The 19,295-nt window shown below is 76.2% G+C and carries 6 protein-coding genes; all 6 read right to left on the bottom strand.

Going from position 1 to position 19,295, the window contains the following annotated elements; all coding sequences use genetic code 11:
- Genes ACIA6B_RS17000 through ACIA6B_RS16975 form a run of 6 tightly spaced genes read right to left on the bottom strand, consistent with a single transcriptional unit; the run spans position 1 to position 19,008 of the window.
- On the bottom strand, positions 1–954 hold the full coding sequence (locus tag ACIA6B_RS17000; RefSeq protein WP_281940522.1) for a TauD/TfdA family dioxygenase: 954 nt from the start codon (positions 952–954) through the stop codon (positions 1–3).
- Positions 955–985: 31 nt separating this feature from the next.
- Positions 986–6,448, bottom strand: a complete 5,463-nt coding sequence (locus ACIA6B_RS16995) for an SDR family NAD(P)-dependent oxidoreductase (RefSeq protein ID WP_396774274.1) — start codon at positions 6,446–6,448, stop codon at positions 986–988.
- A gap of 32 nt (positions 6,449–6,480) precedes the next feature.
- The gene (locus tag ACIA6B_RS16990) at positions 6,481–9,993 is read right to left on the bottom strand and encodes an amino acid adenylation domain-containing protein (RefSeq protein WP_396774272.1); all 3,513 of its coding nucleotides are present in this window, start codon (positions 9,991–9,993) and stop codon (positions 6,481–6,483) included.
- A complete protein-coding gene (locus ACIA6B_RS16985; protein WP_396774270.1) occupies positions 9,990–12,296 on the bottom strand; it encodes a lantibiotic dehydratase in 2,307 nt (768 codons plus the stop codon). Before ACIA6B_RS16985 ends, ACIA6B_RS16990 begins: the two co-directional genes overlap by 4 nt.
- Positions 12,293–15,544 (bottom strand): thioesterase domain-containing protein, encoded by a 3,252-nt coding sequence (locus ACIA6B_RS16980; RefSeq protein WP_396774268.1) that lies wholly within the window; start codon positions 15,542–15,544, stop codon positions 12,293–12,295. Before ACIA6B_RS16980 ends, ACIA6B_RS16985 begins: the two co-directional genes overlap by 4 nt.
- On the bottom strand, positions 15,541–19,008 hold the full coding sequence (locus ACIA6B_RS16975) for an AMP-binding protein (protein ID WP_396774266.1): 3,468 nt from the start codon (positions 19,006–19,008) through the stop codon (positions 15,541–15,543). The genes ACIA6B_RS16980 and ACIA6B_RS16975 overlap by 4 nt, the downstream gene beginning before the upstream one ends.
- Positions 19,009–19,295: the final 287 nt, after the last annotated feature.

Raw genomic sequence — 19,295 nt, 5'->3', positions numbered from 1 at the left:
TCAGTTCGCTCCAGCGGTGTCGGGGGTGTACGCCTCGGCCATCGCCACGGCGATCTTGCGGGGGCCGGTGAACGGCTCCCGGCCGTGCGCGGCGGTCATGTTGTCGACCACCAGCACGTCGTCGCGCTGGTAGTCGAAGCGGACCGTGGCCGCCCGGTAGGCGGCCCGCAGGTGGTCCATCACGTCGGCGGGGATCTCGCCGCCGTCGCCGTAGTAGGTGTTCGACGGCAGCCCGTCGGCGCCGAACATGGCCAGCAGCCCCTCCTGGTAGTCCGCCGGCAGCGTGCTCAGGTGGAAGAAGGTGGCGTGGTTGAACCAGCGCGGCGTGTCCGAGCCGGGCCGGTGGTGCACCGCGTCCCGGACCGCGCGGGTACGCAGGCCGTCCTTGCCGACCCACTCCACGGTGATGCCGTTGGCCGCCGCGTACGCCTCCACCTCGGCGCGGCTCTCCGTGTTGAACACCTCCTGCCAGCGGGTGCCGAAGTCGCCGTGGAAGTTACGCATCAGCATCCAGCGACGCCTGACGAACTCCTCCCGGACCGCGGGGTCGATCAGCTCGTACACCCGGCGCACGTCGGCCAGCGGGGTGGCGCCCCGGGTCTCCGGCGGGGTGACGCAGTAGAAGAACAACGTCAACGGCCACCGCGCCTGGTACGAGTTCTCGTTGTGCAGGAAGATCTCCTCGTCCGGCGGGTAGTCGGTCGAGGTGTAGACCCGGCCCTTGATGGAGTGCCGGGGCGAGGAACGCTCCGTGTAGGTCAGCGGCTCGCCGGCCAGCGCGCGCACGGCGGCGTCGAAGCCGTCCACGCCGCCGAGGTCGAAGCCGCGGAACAGCAGCCCGCCGCTGGCGACGAGCGTGTCCCGCAGCTCGGCGCGCCGGGCCGCGATGAGGTCGGTCAGCGCCCGGCCGTCGTTCTCGACGACCACCGGAAGCGTGGCGGTTGTCTCGCTCATGGTGCGGTGTCTCCTTGTTCCGTCGGGGATGTCAGCCGCGGGGCAGCCGCGGAATGGCCGGGATCGCCGCCGGGGCGGCCGGTTGGTCGGCGGGCGCCTCGGCGCGCAGCTCCTCGATCCGGGCCGCCAGGCCGGCCACGGTGGGCGTCTCGAAGAGGCTGCGCATCGGCAGCCGCACCCCGGTCGCCTTGCGCATCGCGGCGATGAGCTGCACGGCGACCAGCGAGTTGCCGCCGAGGGCGAAGAAGTCGTCGTCCACGCCGACGTCGGTGACGCCGAGGCCGTCCCGCCACACCTGGGCGACCGTCTTCTCCAGCTCGGTACGCGGTGCGGCCGAGCCGCCGCCGGTGGCGGCCGACGCGACGACCGGGGCGTCGGTCTCCTCCGCCAGGCTGTCCGTGGTGACCCGGCCCGCCCGGCGCCGGATGTCGGCGACGGTGCGGGTGGCGATCACCACCTGCGCGCCGAGGCCGGCGCCGAGGCTGCGGCGGAACGCCTCCGCGCCGTCGACCGGCCGGATGTCCTCGGTGACCGCGTCCGGCGCGTCGGCCGTCGTCGGGGTCTCGGCGAGGTTGCCGGTGACCGCGCTCTGGTCGACCCGGCGCAGCACGAAGTCGCTGATCGCGACCAGTTCCCGACCGTCCGGGTCACGCAGCGACAGGTCGGCGGCGACCACCTCGTCGGTGGCGGCCGGCCGGTGCCGCAGGTGACTGTGGAACGTCGCCGGCAGCGTCCCGCGCACCACGATCCGCCCGTACGACAGCGGCAGGTACGTGCCGTCGCCCTGCCCCCGGCCGAACGCGGTGGCCACGTCGAGCAACGCCGGGTGCAGCCCCCAGGACGGCAGGTCGGCCAGCGCCGCGGCGGGCGCCTCCACCCGGGCCAACTCCTCGCCGTCGGCGAGGTGGTGCTCGGCCAGCGCCGCCCAGCGCGGCCCGAACGTGAGCATGCTGGTGCGGCCCCGGCCGAACGACGCGTCGTCGTCGACCCGCCGGCCGGCCACCTCGGCCGGGGCGGCCGGCGGCGCGGGCTCGGTGGCCCAGCCGGCGGTGCCCCGCACGTGGGCGCGCAGCCGACCGGCGGCGAGGCTGGCCACGGTGAAGTCCACACCCTCCTCGGTCGGGGCCAGCTCCACCCGGTACTGCGCGACGGTGCCGTCTGGCACCGAGAACGGCTCCAGGAAGACCACGTCGCGCAGCTCCACCGCGGCGTCCGGGGCCGGCGCGGGCAGCGCGGCGACCACGGCGGCGCGCACCGACTCCAGGTGGGCGGTGCCGGGCACCACCGGCACCCCGCCGATCCGGTGCTCGTCGAGCAGCCAGTGGGTGTCGGCCGCGACCAGGCCGTGCAGCACGACGCCGTCCGGGCCGGTGACCATGGTGGTCAGCACCGGGTGGGTGACCGGGCTGGTCAGCGTGTCCCGACCGGCGGCCCGGAACGCGGCCGGCGCGGCCGTCTCCACGGCCATGCCGACCTCGGCCCAGCCGCCCCAGTTCTGCGACACCACCGGCGCGCGGAACCCGGCGCCGGAGCGCGCGAACGCGTCCAGCACGTTGTTCGCGGCGCAGTAGTCGACCTGACCGAAGCCGCCGATCACCGCCGTGATCGACGAGCAGAGCACCACGAAGTCCAGCGGCAGGTCGCCGAAGACCTGGGCCAGGGCCAGCGTGCCGGCCAGCTTCGGGGCGAGCACCCGCTCCGCCTCGGCCCGCTCCTTGACCTCGGCCATGCCACCGCCGGGCAGGCCGGCGGCGTGCACGATGCCGTCCAGCCCGCCGAACCGGCGCTCCGCCTCCGCGCGGACCCGACGCAGGTCGTCGGCGTCGGTGACGTCCGCGGCGAGCACCAGCACCTCGGCGCCGGCCGCCTCCATCCGGCGGATCGCCGCGATGGCCCGGCCGGCCCGGTCGGCGCCGCCGTGCACCGCCAGGTGCGCGTCCCAGTCGTCGCGCTCGGGCAGGCCGGAGCGGGCCAGCAGGACCAGCTTGGCGCGGGCCCGGCGGGCGAAGTCCTCGGCCAGCGTGACGCCGATGCCGCCGAGCCCGCCGGTGATCAGGTAGCGGCCCTCCTCGCGCAGCACGCCCGGCTCGTCCTCGGCGGCCACGGTCACCTGCTCGTAGCCGCCCACCCAGCGCCGGTCGCGGCGCAGCGCCACCTCCGGGTGCTCCGGGTCGACCGGGCTGCGCAGCTCCACCGCGAGGGCGGCCACGCCGCGCGCCGCCGGGTCGGCGTCGAGCAGCCGGACGGTCAGGCCGGGCAGCTCGGCCGGCAACACCCGGGCCAGCCCGGCCAGCGCGGCGTGCTCCGGCCGGACCAGGTCGTCGCCGCGCACGTCACCGATGCCGGCGGTGACCAGGTCGAGCCGGACGCCCGCCTCGTCGCCGGTCAGGCCGGCGCCGGCGAGCGCCTGCACCAGATGCAGCGCGCCGAAGAAGCCGCGCTCCTGGGCGGCCCAGGCGGCGGCGATGTCGGTGCCGGCCGGCTCGCCGTCCAGCGCGAACGCGTGCACGATCCGTCGGGGCAGGTCCGCGCCGAGCGCGGCGACCAGCGCCTCGGCGTCCTCGCGGGCGCCGGGGCGCAGCCGGAAGCCGGTTGCGGTGGCGGCGAACACGCCGCCGACGCGTACCTCGACCGGGTCGTCGCCGGCGGCCCGCAACGCCGCGACGAGCGCCTCGCCGCGCGGGCCGTCGGCCAGCACCAGGCACCGGCCCAGCGGCTCGACGGTCCGGGCCGGCGCGGCCTGCCGCCACACCGGCACCGCGAACCACTCCGGCAGCGGGCGCGGGCCGGTCTCGACCGGGGCCGCGGCCACCTGCTCCACCGGGTCCGGCTCGACCCAGTAGCGGCGACGCTCGAACGGGTACGTGGGCAGCGGCACCCGGCGCGCGTCGGGGTCGACGGCGAGCGTCACCGGCACGCCGGCACACCAGAGCGCGCCGGCGGTGCCGAGCAGCGTGGCCAGGTCACCGGTCGGCTCCCCCGGGCCGGGCAGGCTGCCCAGCGGGGTGAGCGCGCGCTGCGCCTCGCCGGCCTTCGCGACCTGCATCCGGGCCAGGTTGGCCAGTTGCCGGCCGGGGCCGCACTCGACGAGCGCCCAGGTGCCCTCGGCGAGCAGCGTGGCCACGCACGCGCCGAAGCGGACCGGCCGGCGCAGGTGCGCGGCCCAGTACGCCGGGTCGGTGGCCTCCGCCTCGGTGATCCAGGTGCCGGTCACGTTGGACACGAACGGCACCGCCGGCGCGCGCAGCGGCACGCTCGCCATCAACGCGGTGAACTCGTCCAGGATCGGGTCCATCATCGGCGAGTGGAACGCGTGCGAGGTGCGCAGCAGCTTCGACTTCTGCTTGCTGCCCAGGCTCTCCGCGAACGCCTCGACCAGCGCGGTCTCGCCGGCCACCACGCAGGTGCCGGGGCCGTTCACGGTCGCCACCGACAGGCCCTCGGGCAGCCGCTCGGCCACCACCGACTCGTCGAGCGTGACGGCCAGCATGGACCCGGCCGGCAGCGCGTGCATGAGCCGGCCCCGGGCGGCCACCACCTTCAGCGCGTCGGCCAGGTCGAGCACGCCGGCGAGCGTGGCGGCGACGTACTCGCCGATCGAGTGGCCGACCATCGCGGCCGGGGTGACGCCGGCGGCCCGCCAGGCGGCGGCGAGCGCGTACTCGACGGTGAACAGGGCCGGCTGGGTCCAACGGGTCTCGGTGAGCTTCGTCGCCGCCTCCGGGTCCCGGCCCAGGACCAGGTCCCGGATGTCCAGGCCCAGCTCGGGTCGGAGCAGCTCGGCGCACTCGTCCACGGCGGCGGCGAACGCCGGGTCCTCGGCGTACAGCTCGGCGCCCATGCCGGCGTACTGCGCGCCCTGCCCGCTGAACAGGAAGGCCACCCGGGGGGCCGGGCCGTCGGCGACGCCCCGGTGCGCCTTGCGCCTGTCGCGCAGCGCGGCGGCGGCGTGCTGCGGGTCGCCGGCGACCACGGCGGCGCGGTGGGCGTACCGCTGCCGGCCGACGCGCAGCGTGTGCGCGACGTCGGCGAGCAGGTCGGGACCGCCGGCGGTGGCGCGCTCCAGGTGGTCGGCGAGGTCGCGCACGGCGGTGTCCAGCGCGGTCGGGGTCTTCGCCGACACCTGGAGCAGGTGCGCCGGACGCACCCGCCGCTCGGCCCGGTACGCGGCCGGCGCCTCCTCCAGCACCACGTGCGCGTTGGTGCCGCCGATGCCGAACGAGCTGACCCCGGCCCGGCGCGGCCCGCCGTCGGCGTCCCACTTGGTCAGTGTGTTCGCCACGTAGAACGGGGTGTCGGCGAAGTCGATGGCCGGGTTCGGCGACTCGTAGTTGATGGTCGGCGGGATCAGCCCGTGTTCCATGGCGAGCACCGTCTTGATCACGCTGACGATGCCGGAGGGCTGGCTGAGGTGGCCGATGTTGGACTTCACCGAGCCGATGCCGCACCAGCCCCGGTCGTCGGTGTCCTTGGTGTAGACGGCGGAGAGCGCGGCGACCTCGATCGGGTCGCCCAGCGCGGTGCCGGTGCCGTGCGCCTCGACGTAGCTGATGGTGCGCGGGTCGATCCCGGCCAGCCCGACGGCCTGGGCGACGGCCTCCATCTGCCCGTCGATGCTGGGGGCGGTGAAGCCGACCTTGCCGGCGCCGTCGTTGTTGATCGCGTTGCCGAGCACCACCGCGCGGATGGTGTCCCCGTCGGCGATCGCGTCGGAGAGTCGCTTGAGCAGCGTGACGCCGACGCCGCTGCCCCACACCGTGCCGTTGGCGTCGGCGTCGAACGGCCGGCACCGGCCGTCCGGCGAGGTGAAGCCGTCCATGCCCAGGTAGCCGGCGTGCGGCAGCTCGATGTTGACGCCGCCGGCGAGCGCCATGTCGCACTCGCCGTTGCGCAGCGCCTCGCAGGCCAGGTGGAACGCGACGAGCGAGGTCGAGCAGGCGGTGTGCACGGTCATGCTCGGGCCGCGCAGGTCCAGCCGGTACGACACGTTGGTCGCCACGTAGTTCGGCGAGTTGCCGGTGGCGATGGAGACCGCGCCGTGCGGGTTGCCGCCGACGCGCTTGTTGCGCAGCACGTAGCGGTTGAGGTAGGTGGTGCCGCCGCTGCCGGCGTAGACACCGACCGCGCCGTCGTAGCGCCCCGGGTCGTACCCGGCGTCCTGCAACGCGGTGTAACAGGTCTCCAGGAACAGCCGGTGCTGCGGGTCGGTGGTCTCGGCCTCACGGGCGGTCATCCCGAACAGGCCGGCGTCGAACTCGTCGTAGCCGTCGACCAGCGGGGCCCGGTTCACCCAGCTCGGGTCGTCGACCTCGTCGGCGCTGACGCCCCGGGCGAGCTGCTCCTCGCGGGTCAGCTCGGTCGTCGACTCCACGCCGTCGACCAGGTTGCGCCAGAACTCGTCGACGTCGGCCGCGCCGGGCAGGCGGGCGGCCAGCCCGACGATCGCGATGGGCTCGATGCCGTCGTCGTCGGCGGCGGAAATGTCGTTCTGCATGGGAGGTCCTTCATTCACAAGGGGTTGCGGCATCACGGCTGGTGCGGTCGGCGGGGTGGCGGGGTACGGCGGGCGCGGCCCCGCCGGGCGGCCGCGCGCATCGCGGCGCGGGCCAGCTCCGGCCGGTCGGCGGCGCCGTCGAGGCTGGCGGCGAGCGCCCGCACGGTCGGGTGGCGGAACAGGTCGAGCATGGTGATCGAGCGGCCGGTGGCCTCGACGAGCCGGGCGTGCACGGCGGCGAGCGCCATCGAGTGGCCGCCGATGTCGAAGAAGTTGTCCGTGACGCCGACCGTCTCCCGGTCGAGCACGTCCCGCCAGATGCCGGCGATCAGCTCCTCGGTCCCGGTGAGCGCGTCCGACCCGACCGGCAGCGGCGCCCGGGCCGGCTCGGCGGCGGCCACCGTCATCGCGCCCAGCGCGGCCACCCGGACCGCCGGGCGGGGCAGCTCGGGGGCCACCTCGCCGGCCGGCGCGTCCGGGGCGGCGGCGAGCGCGCCGACCAGGGCGGTCAGGTCGGCCAGCAGCGCGGTGATCCGGTCGCCGTCGAACAGATCCGGGTTGTAGACCACCTCGACGCCGGCCCGCCCGTCGGACTCCACCACGTAGACGGTCAGGTCGAACGGCGAGCCGGGCTTCGGCACCGGCACCGGCTCGACGGTCAGGTCGGCCAGCGCCAGCCGGGGCGGGACGAAGTTGAGCACGTTGAACAGCACCTGCACCAGCGGGGCGCGGGAGGTGTCCCGGCCGACGCCGAGCGCCTCGACGAGGCGTTCCAGCGGTGCGCCCGGATGCGCGGTGACCTCGTGCAGCTCGGCGGCGCACCGGTCGACCTGCGCGGCGAAGCTGCCGCCGGCGCGCACCCGCACCGGCACGGTGTCGATGAAGAAGCCGATCACCTCGTCGAACGCGGCCAGCCGCCGGTCCGCGACGATCGCGCCGAGCACGTGGTCGTCGCCGCCGGTGAGCCGGCGCAGCAGCTCACCGAAGCCGGCCAGCAGCACCGCCGCGACGGTCGTGCCGCGCCGGGCGGCCAGGTCGCGTACCGCCCGGTCGGCGGCGGCGTCCAGCCGGACCGCGGCCTCCGCGCCGGCGTACGTCTGCACGGCCGGGCGGGGCCGGTCGCGGGGCAGCTCCAGCACGGTCGGCGCGCCGGCCAGGTGCCCGGTCCACCAGGCCAGGTCGGCCTCGCCCCGACGCCGGTCCCGCTCCTCCCGCCAGACCGCGTAGTCGGCGTACGTGGCGGGCAGCGGCGGGCGGCCCGGCGTCGGCCGGCCGAGCGCGCGGGCGTACGCGGCGGCCAGCTCGTCGTAGAGCAGCGCCTCGGACCAGCCGTCGAAGACCGCGTGGTGCACGGTCACCGCCAGCACGTGCTCCTCGGCCGCGAGCCGGTAGGCGGTGACCTGCCAGGGTGGGCCGGTGGCCAGGTCGAACGCGTGCCCGGCGCCGGCCGTGAGCATGGTGGCCAGCTCGGTGTCCGGGTCGGCGGCGGTGGTCAGGTCGACCACCGGCACGGCCACGTCGGTCGGTTCCTCGCGCACCGCGTACGGCACGCCACCCTGCTGCGGGATGCGCCAGCGCAGCACGTCGTGGCGCTCGGCGACGGCGCGCAGCGCGGCGCCGAGCGCGCCGGTGTCGAGCGGCCCGCGCAGCCGGTGCGCGACCGCGATGTTGTAGGGCGCGCTGGACGGCGCGAGCTGGTCCATGAACCACAGCCGCCGCTGCGGCGGCGACAGCGTGGGCGGGTTGCCGGTGGTCAGCTCGTCGCCGCCGGCCGGGTCGGCGGCCCGGACCCGGTCCACCAGCGCGGCGAACGTGCGGTCGGTGAACAGCACCCGGGTGTCCACCTGCCGGCCGGTCTCCGCGCGCAGCGCGGCGACCAGCCGCATCGCGGCGATCGAGTTGCCGCCGGCGGCGAGGAAGTCGGCGTCCGGGGCGGGGGCCGCGCCGAGCAGCCGGGTCCAGACCCGCCGGACCGCCGCCGCCACCGGGTCGCCGTCCTCGGGCACGTCGTCGGACACGTCGCGGGCCGGCGCGGCGGCCGTGGCCAGCTCGCGCAGCGCGGACCGGTCCAGCTTGCCGGTGACCGGGCTGGCCGGCAGCGCGGCCAGCCGCATCGTCCGGGCCGGCAGCATCGCGGTGGTCAGCCGCTGCTCGGCGTACGCCCGCAGCGCGTCGTCGTCCGGCGCGCCGGCCGGGGTGAGGAACGCGACCAGCTCGGTGCCGGCCGGGCCGGGCAGCGCCTCCACGGCGGCCCGCTCGACGCCGGGGTGGTCGGCCAGCACCGCCTCGATCTCGCCCAGCTCGATGCGCTGGCCGCGCACCTTGACCTGCCGGTCGGCCCGGCCGAGGTAGACGATCCGGCCGTCCGGCGCCTGCCGGACCAGGTCGCCGGTGCGGTAGAGCCGCTCGCCGGGGACCGCGCCGAACGCGTCGGGCACGAACCGCTCGGCGGTCAGGCCGGGCCGGTTGAGGTAGCCGTCGGCCAGGCCCGGCCCGCCGATCAGCAGCTCACCGGTCTCCCCCGGCGGCACCGGCCGCAGGTCGGCGTCGACCACGTACGCGCGGTGGTTGGCCAGCGGCCGGCCGATCGGCGCCGGGTCGACGTCGGCCGGGGTCAGGTCGCCGAGGAGCACCAGCACGGTGGTCTCGGTGGGGCCGTAGCCGTTGAGGAAGCGCCGGCCCGGCGCCCAGCGGGCGGCCAGTTCGGCCGGGACCGCCTCGCCGCCGCAGAGCAGCACCTGCCACGACGGCAGGTCCGCCGGGTCGAGCAGGGCCAGCACGGTGGGGGTGACGAACCCCCAGTTCACCCCGTGCGCGGCGACGAACCGGGCGAGCCGCACCGGGTCGGCCCGGTCGTCGGCGCCGAGCAACTGCACCGCGCCGCCGAGGATCAGCGGCACGAACAGGTCCATGGTGGCCGCGTCGAAGCCGAGCGAGGCGATGCCGAGGCTGCGCGTGGACGCGTCCGCGCCGGTCAGCGCCGTGATGCCGGTGACGAACTGGACCGCGTTGCGGTGCGTGGTGAGCACGCCCTTGGGGCGGCCGGTGGAGCCGGAGGTGAACAGCACGTACGCCGGGTCGCCGGGGCGGGCCGGGCAGGGCGCGAGCGGGGCCGGGCCGGGCAGGCCGAGCGCCTCGACGCCGGGCTCGTCGCCGAACTCGGCCGCCGCCGCGTCGCCGACCACCACCCGGATGTCCGCGTCGCGGACGATCTCCCGCAGCCGGTCGCGCGGGCCGCCCGGCTCCAGCGGCACGTACGCGGCGCCGGCCAGCAGCACGCCGACCACGGTGACCACCAGGTCGGGGGTACGCGCGCCGCACACCCCGACCCGGTCGCCGCGGCCGACGCCGTGCGCGCGCAGGACGGCGGCCACCCCGGCGGCCCGGTCGACGAGCTGCCGGTAGGTGAGCCGGGTGTCCCACTGGCGCACCGCCACCGCGTCCGGGACGCGGGCCGCCCGGTCGGTGATGAGGTCGGCGAGGGTGGCGTCCGGCCAGGGCAGGTCCGGCCCGGAGACGGCGCTGACGGTCAGGGTGTGGGTCACCGGTGTGCTCCCAGGTGCTCGGCCGGATCGGTGATCTGGAGGCGGAGTTCGCTGACGTAGCCGCGGCCCCGGGCGTCGGGCACCCACGCCTCGTCGGGGGCCGGCAGCAGCTCGGAGACCACCACCGGCACGTCCGGGCCGGTGCGCAGCGCGGCGTCCACCATGGCGCAGAGCGACTGCGCGTACAGCGGGCCGGTCAGGTCCACGTAGCAGGGTTTGATCTCGGTGCCGATCTTGACGAACACCCGCTCGGGCAGGTCGGTGGCCGCCCGCCAACGGCGTACCGCCAGGTAGCGGGCGGTCTCGTCGGCGTGACCGCCGAGCCCGCACGCGCCGGCCGTGGTGCGCCAGGTGCGCCGCGCCACCACCAGCCGGTCGATGGTGATCCGGGGCGTGTGCGCCGCGGCGCCGAACAGCTTGAACGCGTCCAGCAGCAGCGAGCCGAGCAGCGTGGCGAAGACCTCCATCAGCGGCCAGCGGGCGCCGTCGGGGAAGACCGCGGTGAGCCGGTCGCCGGCGCGCTCCACCAGCACCGCGGTGGCCGGGACCAGCCGGTCGGCGTCGGCGCCGTGCGCGGTGTCGATGCCGAGCTGGCGGTCCGCCGGGCCGGTCAGCGCGTACGTGGTGCGGGTGGTCCGCCGGGGGAAGCTCTCCGGCCAGAGCACCCGCAGCCGCACCGGGCCCAGGTCGGCGTCGAGGTCGGCGCGCAGCGCCGCCGGGTCGCTGTGGAACGGGCTGAGCACCGCGCTGTCGAACGCGACGGTGGCCGGGTGCAGCTCACCGAGCACGAGCAGGAAGTCGCCCCGCTCGACCGCCTCCGGGGACGCGGCGCTGAGCTGGACGTCCGGGTTGTGCAGCCGGGCCGACGGCCAGCCGGGCCCGGACGCCGGGAACAGCTCCGCCACCCGCCCGGCCAGGTCCGCCGCGCGGACCCGCAGCTCCGCCCGGTCGGCGGGCAGGTCACGCAGGTCGAACAGCTCGGCCCACCGGCGGGTGAGTTCCGCGCCGGCGCGGGCGATCGGGCCGTCCGACGCGATCAGCGTGCCCTGGGCCAGCAGCCACAGGTCGGCCAGCCGCACCGGCTCGTCGCCGGTCGCCAGTTCCTCGTGCAGCTCGGTGAAGAGCCCGGCGCAGCGCTCGGCGACCTCGACGGTGAACCAGCGGGCCGTGCGCAGCACCATCGCGAGCGGCTCGGCGAGCGCCTCGGTGACCGCGGCGCCGACCTGGAAGTCCAGGTCACGGGCGGTCTCCTCGTAGCAGATCGTGCGGCCGGCGTACATCTGCCCGCTGTTGCGGGTGGCCGGGCGGCCGGTGACGGCGGTGAACCCGGCGTTGAGCGCGGCGAGCGCGGCGCCGAGCCGGTCCGGGTCACCGGCCGCGGCGGCCACCTCGTCGCGGGCGGCGCGGAGCCGGTCGAACTCGGCCGCCGTGGCGGCGCGCACCGGCTCGTCACCGATCGCGGCGATCCGCGCGGCGAGCACGTCCTCCGCGTCCGGGGCGATGGGCAGGTTCGCGCCCCAGCTCAACTGGCCGCGTTCCACCCACCGGTCCAGCAGCAGATAGACGTCGTCGACGCCGTGCACCACGCCCTCGGCGCACAGCCGCTCGGCCAGCTCGACCGCCGGGGTACGCCCGTCGGCGGCGGCGAGCAGCCGGGCCTCGACCGGCGTCAGCGCGATCGGCGGGTGCAGCGGCCAGCGCAGCTCCCGCCCGACCACGGTCAGGTGCGGTTGCCGCGCCGGCGCCCACCAGCGGCGCACCGCCAGGTCGTCGGCGAGCCGGTCGGCGTACGCGATGAGCGCCCACGCCTCGAAGAACACCCGGCGGCGGCGCACCAGCGTGGCGCCCGGCACGGTCCGTACGCCGGGCACGGCCGGGTCGAACGTGCCCCAGCAGACCGGGCCGAAAAAGCCGATGGTCTCCGCCTTGCCGCAGTAGCGCTGCCAGTAGCGCAACAGGCTCAGCTCGCGCTTGCGCCGGCGCACGTTGCGCACCTGCGGGTCGGTGCGCAGCAGGCCGTCCAACGCGATCAGCATGTCCGGGTTCTGCCAGGTGACCGCCTCGCGCAGCAGCGGGTCGGCGGCGAGCTCACCGGCCACCGCGGACGACTCGGCGAACGCCTCAGCCAGCGTCTTGTCGAACACCTCGGCGCTGCTCGCGCCCGCCAGCAGCGCGTCCGCGGCGACCGCGCACCCGGGCGCGGCGAACCGGTCCAGACCGGCGGCCGGGAACCCGGCGGTCCGCAGCACCACGTCCCGCCACACCGACCAACCGGTCGTGCCCAAGGGCAGCAGATGGCTCATCGCGCGTCCTCCACTCCGCTGTCGGCGCCGAGCGCTCCGGTGTCGGTGAGATGCAGGCGCAGCTCGCTGAAGTAGCGACGCCCCGCGCCGTCGGGCACCCACGCCTGCTCCGGTTCGGGCAGCATCTCGCTGACCGTGAGCGAGACGTCGTCGCCGCCGTCGACCCGGGCGGCGCGCACCAGCGCGCAGAGCATCGCGGCGAACCCCGGCGCGGCCAGGTCCACGAAGCACGGTTTGGTCTCGGTGCCGAGCTTGACGTAGACCTGCTCGGGCAGCCCGAGCCGGCGACGCCAGTCGCGCACGGCCAGGAACCGCTGCCGTTCGCCGGTGACGGCGGCCAGGCCGCTCTCGCCGACCGTGGTCCGCCAGGTCTGCCGCGCCACCACCAGCCGGTCCACCGTGATCCGTGGCGTGTACGGCGCGGCGGCGACCAGTTTGAAGCCGTCCACGGCGTGCGCGCTGAACGGCTCGGCGAAGATCTCCGCGAGCGGCCAGCGCTGCCCGTCCGAGGCGGTAGCGACCAGTTCGCCGGCCACGTCGTCGACGGTGAGGTCCACGGTGGGCAGCACCCGGGCCGGGTCCGCGCCGGGCGCGTCGAGGAAGGCGAGCTGCCGGTCGGTCGGGCCGGTCAGCGACTCGGCGGTGCGGCTGGTGCGGCGCGGCCAGTCGGCCGGGAACAGCAGCCGGACCCGCCGCTCACCGAGGTCCGCCGCCAGCGCGGCGCGCAGCCGCTCGACGTCCGGGTGCGACGGGGTGAAGACCGCGCAGTCGAACGAGGACCAGGCCGCGTGCAGTTCGCCGAGCACCACGGTGTAGTCGCCGCGCCGCAGCGCCGCCTCGTCGGCGGCGCAGATCTGCAGATCGGGGCTGTGCATCGCGGCGTTCGACCAGGTCGGCCGGGTGCCGGGGAAGACCGCGTCGATCTTCCCAGCCAGGTCGGCGGCGCGCAGCCGCACGTCGGTGGTGCCGGCGGGCAGCGTGTCCAGGCCGAACAGGCCGGCCCACCGGGCGGCGAAGTCGGCGGCGACCGCGTCGACCGGCCGTTCGCCGCCGCCCCAGAACAGGCCCTGGGCCAGGAACCAGAGGTCGGCCAACGCCACCGGGCCGCCGGACTCGGCGCGCAGCTCGTCGTGGAGGCCGCGCAGCACCGCCAGGTACGCGTCGGCGAGCGCGTTGGCCAGCCACCGGGCGGCGCGCAGCAGCACGTCGAGCGGGGCGGCCAACTCGGCCAGCAGCGGGGCGCCGAAGACCACGTCCAGGTCGCGGGCGGTGTCCTCGTAGCAGATGGTGCGGCCGGCGTACATCTGGCCGGCGCGGCGCACCGCCGGCACGCCGGTCAGCTCGGTGAACGTGGCGTCGAGGGCGTCCAGCGCGGCGCGCAGCGAGTCCGGCTCGCCGGCCGCGGTGGCCACCGCGTCGCGGGCGGCGCACAGCCGGTCGAAGCCGGCGCGGGCGGCGGCGCGGGCCGGCTCGTCACCGATCGCCACGATCCGCACGGCCAGCACCCGCTCGGCGTCCGGGCTCACCGGCAGCGCCGCGTCCCAGGTGATCAGCTCCCGCTCCACCAGCCGGTCGAGCAGCGCGTAGCCGTCCTCGGGCCGGCGCAGCCCGATAGCCGGGTCGGCGACCAGGGCGGCGGCGTGACGACGGCCGTCGGCGGCCCGCAGCAGCGCCGCCTCGACCGGGGTCAGCGTCAGCGGCGGGCGGCCGGGCCGGAGCACGTCCCGGTCCCGGATCGCCAGGTGCGGCCGGAGCGTCGGCGGCCACCAGCGGCGGACCGCCAGGTCCGCGCCGATTCGCTCGGCGTACGCGGCCAGCGCCCAGGACTCGAACCACACCCACCGTCGCCCGGTCAGCCCTTTCCCGGGGTTGACCAGGGCAACCTCCGGCTGGTCGGGGTCGATGGTGACCCAGCAGGCCGGCCCGAAGAAGCCGACCGTCTCGTTCTTGCCGCAGTAGCGCTGCCAGTACTTCAGCAGCGCCCGCTCCCGGTCCCGTCGCCGCACGTTGCGGGGCGCGTCGGCGCCGCCACGCGCCAGCCCGTCCAACGCGACCAGGGCGCCCCGGTTCTGCCAGGTGACCGCCTCGCGCAGCAGCGGGTCGGCGGCCCACGCGCTGAGCCGCGCGGCGCCGGCGCGCACCGCCTCGTCGAACTCCGTGTCGAACCGTTCCTCGCCGGTGCCGGTGGCCAGCAGCGCGTCGGCGGCGGCGGCAGCCCGCGGCGCGCTCAGCGCCACCAGCCCGTCGGCGGGGAAACCGGTGGTCCGCAGCATCGCGTCGCGCCACACGGACCATCCGGTGTCCCCGAGCGGCACCCGGTGCGCACCGCCGGCGGTCCCGCGGCCGACGGCGCGCACCGGGCCCGGACCCGCGTCCGGGGTACCGGCGCGGGCGGTCGAGGTGCCGGGCCCGGCGGCAGCGACGCCGGGCGCGGTGGTCGAGGTGCCGGTGGCGGTGGTCGGGCCGCCGGGCGCGGTCGGCGCGGCACCGGGCGCGGCGGTCGCGGCACCGGGTGCGGCGGTTGCGGCGGCCAGGTCGGCCCGGATCAGCGCGGCCATCTCGGCGAGGCGGTCGTGCAGGAAGAAGTGCCCGCCGGACAGCTCGTGCATGGTGAACCCGGCCGCCGTGTGCTCACCCCAGCCGGCGGTCTGGGCGCGGCTGACCGCGGCGTCCGCGTCGCCGCCGAACGCGACGATCGGCACCGGCAGCGGATCCTCCGGGACGTGGCGGTAGTCGTCCACCCGGCCGAAGTCGGCGCGCAGCAACGGCAGCATCAGCTCCAGCAGCTCCGGGTGGTTGAACGCCTCGGCGGGAAGGCCGCCGCCGTCGCTGAGACGGCGCAGCAGCTCGTCGTCGCTGACCCGGGACAGCCCGATGAAGCCGCCCGGCTCGGTGACGTGCGGCGCGCGGGCGCCGCCGACGTAGAGCCGCAGCGGCAGCGGACGGCCGGTGCGGCGCAGCTCGCGGACCACCTCGAACCCGAGCCGGCCGCCCATCGAGTGGCCGTAGATCGCGTACGGGCGGTCGGCCCGGGCGGCGATGGCGTCGGTGACCTCGGCGACGGTGAAGTGCGGGTCCTCGCTGATCCGCTTCTCCCGGCCGGGCAACTGCACCGGCAGCACCTCGACGTCGGGGCCGAACGCGGCCGGCCAGTGCCGGAACGCGCTGGCGCCCGCGCCTGCGTACGGCAGGCAGAACAACTGCACCGGCGCCTCGGGACGGCTTCCGGTGGAGGCGAACCAGTTCACCGCGGACCTCTCTGCACGGGGTCGATCCAGTGCCGGCGGCGCTGGAACGGGTAGGTGGGCAGCCCGGTACGCCGGACCGTGCCCTCGGGGTGCAGGGCGTCCCAGTCGATGTCGTGGCCGGCCACCCAGTCGGCGGCCGTCTCGCGCAGCGGTCCGGCGTCTCCGGCGATCCGGGCGTCGGTGTCGAGCAGCACGTCCAGCGCGGACAACGCGGCGGGCAGGTCGGCGGCGACCACCGCCGCCCGGTGCGCGAACGGCCGGCGGCCGAGCGCCAACGTGGCGGCCACCTCGGGCAGTGCCGGCGCGGTGCCGGCCAGGTGGGTGCGCAACCGGACCAGCGCGGCCCGCAACGCCGCCGGCGTACGCGCGGAGACCGGCAGCAGCCACGGCCCCTCCCCCGGCGGGTCGGCGGGCTCGACCGGCGGCGGCTGTTCCACCACCACGTGCGCGTTCGTGCCGCCCAGGCCGAACGCGCTCACGCCGGCCACCCGGCGTCCGCCGTCCGGCCAGTCCCGGGCCTTGGTGGGCACGTAGAACGGGCCGGCGGCCAGGTCGATCTCCGGGTGCGGGCGGGTGAAGTGCAGGTTCGGCGGGATCACGCCGTGCCGGACGGCCAGCACCGCCTTGATCAGCCCGGCGACGCCGGCGGCGGCGTCGAGGTGGCCGATGTTCGTCTTCACCGAGCCGAGCGCGCACGTCTCGGCCGGCGCGGCGCCGGCGTACACCTCGTGCAGCGCGGCCACCTCGATGGCGTCACCGAGCGGCGTGCCGCTGCCGTGCCCCTCGACGAGGCGGACCTCGCCCGGGGCGACCTCGGCGGTGGCGAGCGCGTTGGCCACGGCGGCGGCCTGCCCGGCCGGGCCGGGCACCGCGAAACCGGCCCGGTCCGGGCCGTCGTTGGTGACCGCCCACCCGGGCAGGATCGCGTAGATCCGGTCGCCGTCGGCCTGCGCGTCGGCGAGCCGGCGCAACGCGACCACGCCTGCGCCGGAGCCGAACCCGGAGCCCTCCGCGGCCTCGTCGAAGGCACGGCACCGGCCGTCGGGGGAGGCGAGCCCGCCCGGCGTGGCCCGGTGCCGGGGCCACATCACCGTGGACCCGCCGGCCAGCGCCAGGTCGCACTGGTAGTCGGCGAGGCTCTGCGCGGCCAGGCAGACCGCGACCAGCGAGCTGGAGCAGGCGCTCTGCACGGCCAGCGCCGGCCCGGTCAGGCCGAGCCGGTAGGCGACCTGGCCGGGCAGGTGGTCGGGGAACTGCCGGCCGACCAGCCGCGCCTCCCAGTCGTCCGGGTCGACGTCGCCGACCACCGCCGGGTTGTCCATCAGGTGGAACAGGAAGTACCGGTTGGCGGAGGTGGCCGCGTAGACGCCGACCAGCCCGGGGAAGCGCTGCGGATCGTGCCCGGCGTCCTCCAGCGCCTCCCACGCGGTCTCCAGGAAGAGCCGGTGCTGCGGATCGGTGCGGGCGGCCTCGTCGGCGCCGAAGGAGAAGAACTCGGCGTCGAAGTCGGCCACCCCGTCGAGCCGGCCGGCGGCGCGGACGTGCCGGGGGTCGGCGCGCAGCCGGGGCCCGATGCCGAGCGCGGCCAGCTCCTCGTCGGTGTGGTCGTGCACCGAGTCGACCCCGGTGCACAGGTTCCACCAGAACGTCGCCACGTCCGGCGCGCCGGGGAACCGGCCGGCGATCCCGACCACGGCGATCTCGTCGCCGGTGTACTCGCGGGACGCGCTGACCGGCGCGGCGGGCGCGGGCAGCACCGGGGCGCGGACCGCCTCCGGCGGCGCGTCGAGCAGCGCCGCCTGGGTGGCCACGGTCGGGTGGTCGAACAGGCGCAGCATCGGCAGCCGGACGCCGAACCGCTCGGCGATCTGCTGCTGCACCCGGCCCAGCAGCAGCGACTGCCCGCCCACGTCGAAGAAGCTGTCGGTGCGGCCGACCGCCGGGCGGCCCAGCACCGCGCACCAGATGTCGTGCACGACGCGTTCGGTGTCGGTGGCCGGCGCCGCCCCGGCGGGCACCTCGACGACCGGATCGGGCAGCGCCCGCTCGTCGACCTTCCCGCTGACGGTGAGCGGGAACTCGTCCACCACGACCACCGCACGCGGCACGGCGTAGTCGGGCAGCGCGGCGGCGAGCGCCGCGCGCAGCGCCGCCGGGTCGGGGCGGGCGTCGGCCGGGCGGGCGTACGCGAGCAGCTCGCCGTCGCGGGCGATGGCGCGGACCCCGGCGACGCCGGGCTGGGCGGCGAGCACGGTCTCGATCTCGGTCAGCTCCACCCGGTGCCCGCGCACCTTGACCTGCCGGTCGAGCCGGCCCAGGCAGACCAGTTCCCCGCCGGGCAGCCGCGCGCCGAGGTCGCCGGTGCGGTACGAGCGCGTCCCGTCGGCGTCGGTGGCGAACCGGTCGCTGTCCTGGTTGAGATAGCCGGGGGCGAGGTGCCGGCTGCGGACCACGATCTCGCCGGTGCCCGGGTCGAGGTCGAGGCGGTAGCCGGGGAACGCGTGGCCGATCGGCAGCGGCCCGGCCGTCGCCGGGTCCACCTCGGACAGCGGCAGCACGTGCCGGGCGGCGAACGTCATCTCGGTGGCGCCGTAGCCGTTGACCAGCACGCAGTCGCCGGCGAACCGGTCCCGGCCGCGGGCCGCGTCGGCCCAGGTGGCCTGTTCCCCGCCGAGCAGCACCGCGCGCACGGTGGCCAGCCGCCGATTGTCGAGCGTGTCGAGCAGGAAGCGGTAGACGGTCGGCGTGCAGTGCAGCACGGTGACGCCGTGCCGGTCGAGTTGCTCCACCGCGTACGCGAGGCCGTGCCGGCGCAGGTCGACCGGGACGACGGCGGCGCCGGTGAGCAGCGCCGGGTAGAGGTCCGGGATGGCGGCGTCGAAGCTGAACGAGGCGAGCAGGCTGAGCCGGTCGGCCGGGCCGACGGCGAGCGCGTCGATCTGGTTGTCGACGACGCGGGCCAGGTTGCGGTGGGTCTGCCCGACCGCCTTGGGCACGCCGGTGGAGCCGGAGGTGAACAGCACGTACGCCAGCGCGTCCGGGTCGACCGGCACCGGGCGCAGCGGGGCCGGCGGCACGTCGTCCAGGGGCACCACGGCACGACCGTCGGTCACCGTCAGGGCCAGTTCGCGGTGTTCGGCGGCGCAGGCCACGGCGGTGACGTCGGCGGCGGCGACCATGTGTCGCAGCCGGGCGACCGGGAAACCCGGGTCCAGCGGCACGTACGCGCAGCCGGCGGCCAGCGTGCCGAGCAGCGCGGCGGCGGTCGGCGCGCCGTGCGCGGTGAGCAGCGCGATGCGGTCGCCGGGCCGGAAACCGGCGGCGACGAGCACGGCAGCGTACCCCCCGGCCGTCTCGGCCAACTCGGCGTAACCGACCTCGTGGGTCTCGCCGAGCAGGGCCGGACGGCCACCGTGGACCGCTGCGACCGCGCTGAAACGATTGATGATCATCGTCTCTGCCATCAGGAAACGGGATGTGCTCCACTGACGGTGGGCGCGCAGCAGCAATCGACGAATGTGACCATTGATCCCCCCCAGGACTTCACATTGGAAGCAGAATAAAGCTCAATCTCTCGACCGGAAGAGGATCGATCCGGGTCGAGCCGAAGGGGGGACGACCCCTGGTACCTCGGACGGAGGAATTCGTCCGATCATCCCTCTAGCGCGTAGACGATTTTCAGCGTAGATGGCTACTCGCGAGTTATTTTACGGTGAAAGTACTTCTGGGCGGTTAAATCTTCGCCTTGTGG

This window comes from Micromonospora sp. NPDC051141 (assembly GCF_044455765.1).
Classification (GTDB): domain Bacteria; phylum Actinomycetota; class Actinomycetes; order Mycobacteriales; family Micromonosporaceae; genus Micromonospora.
This window is presented reverse-complemented; position numbering and strand designations above follow the sequence as displayed.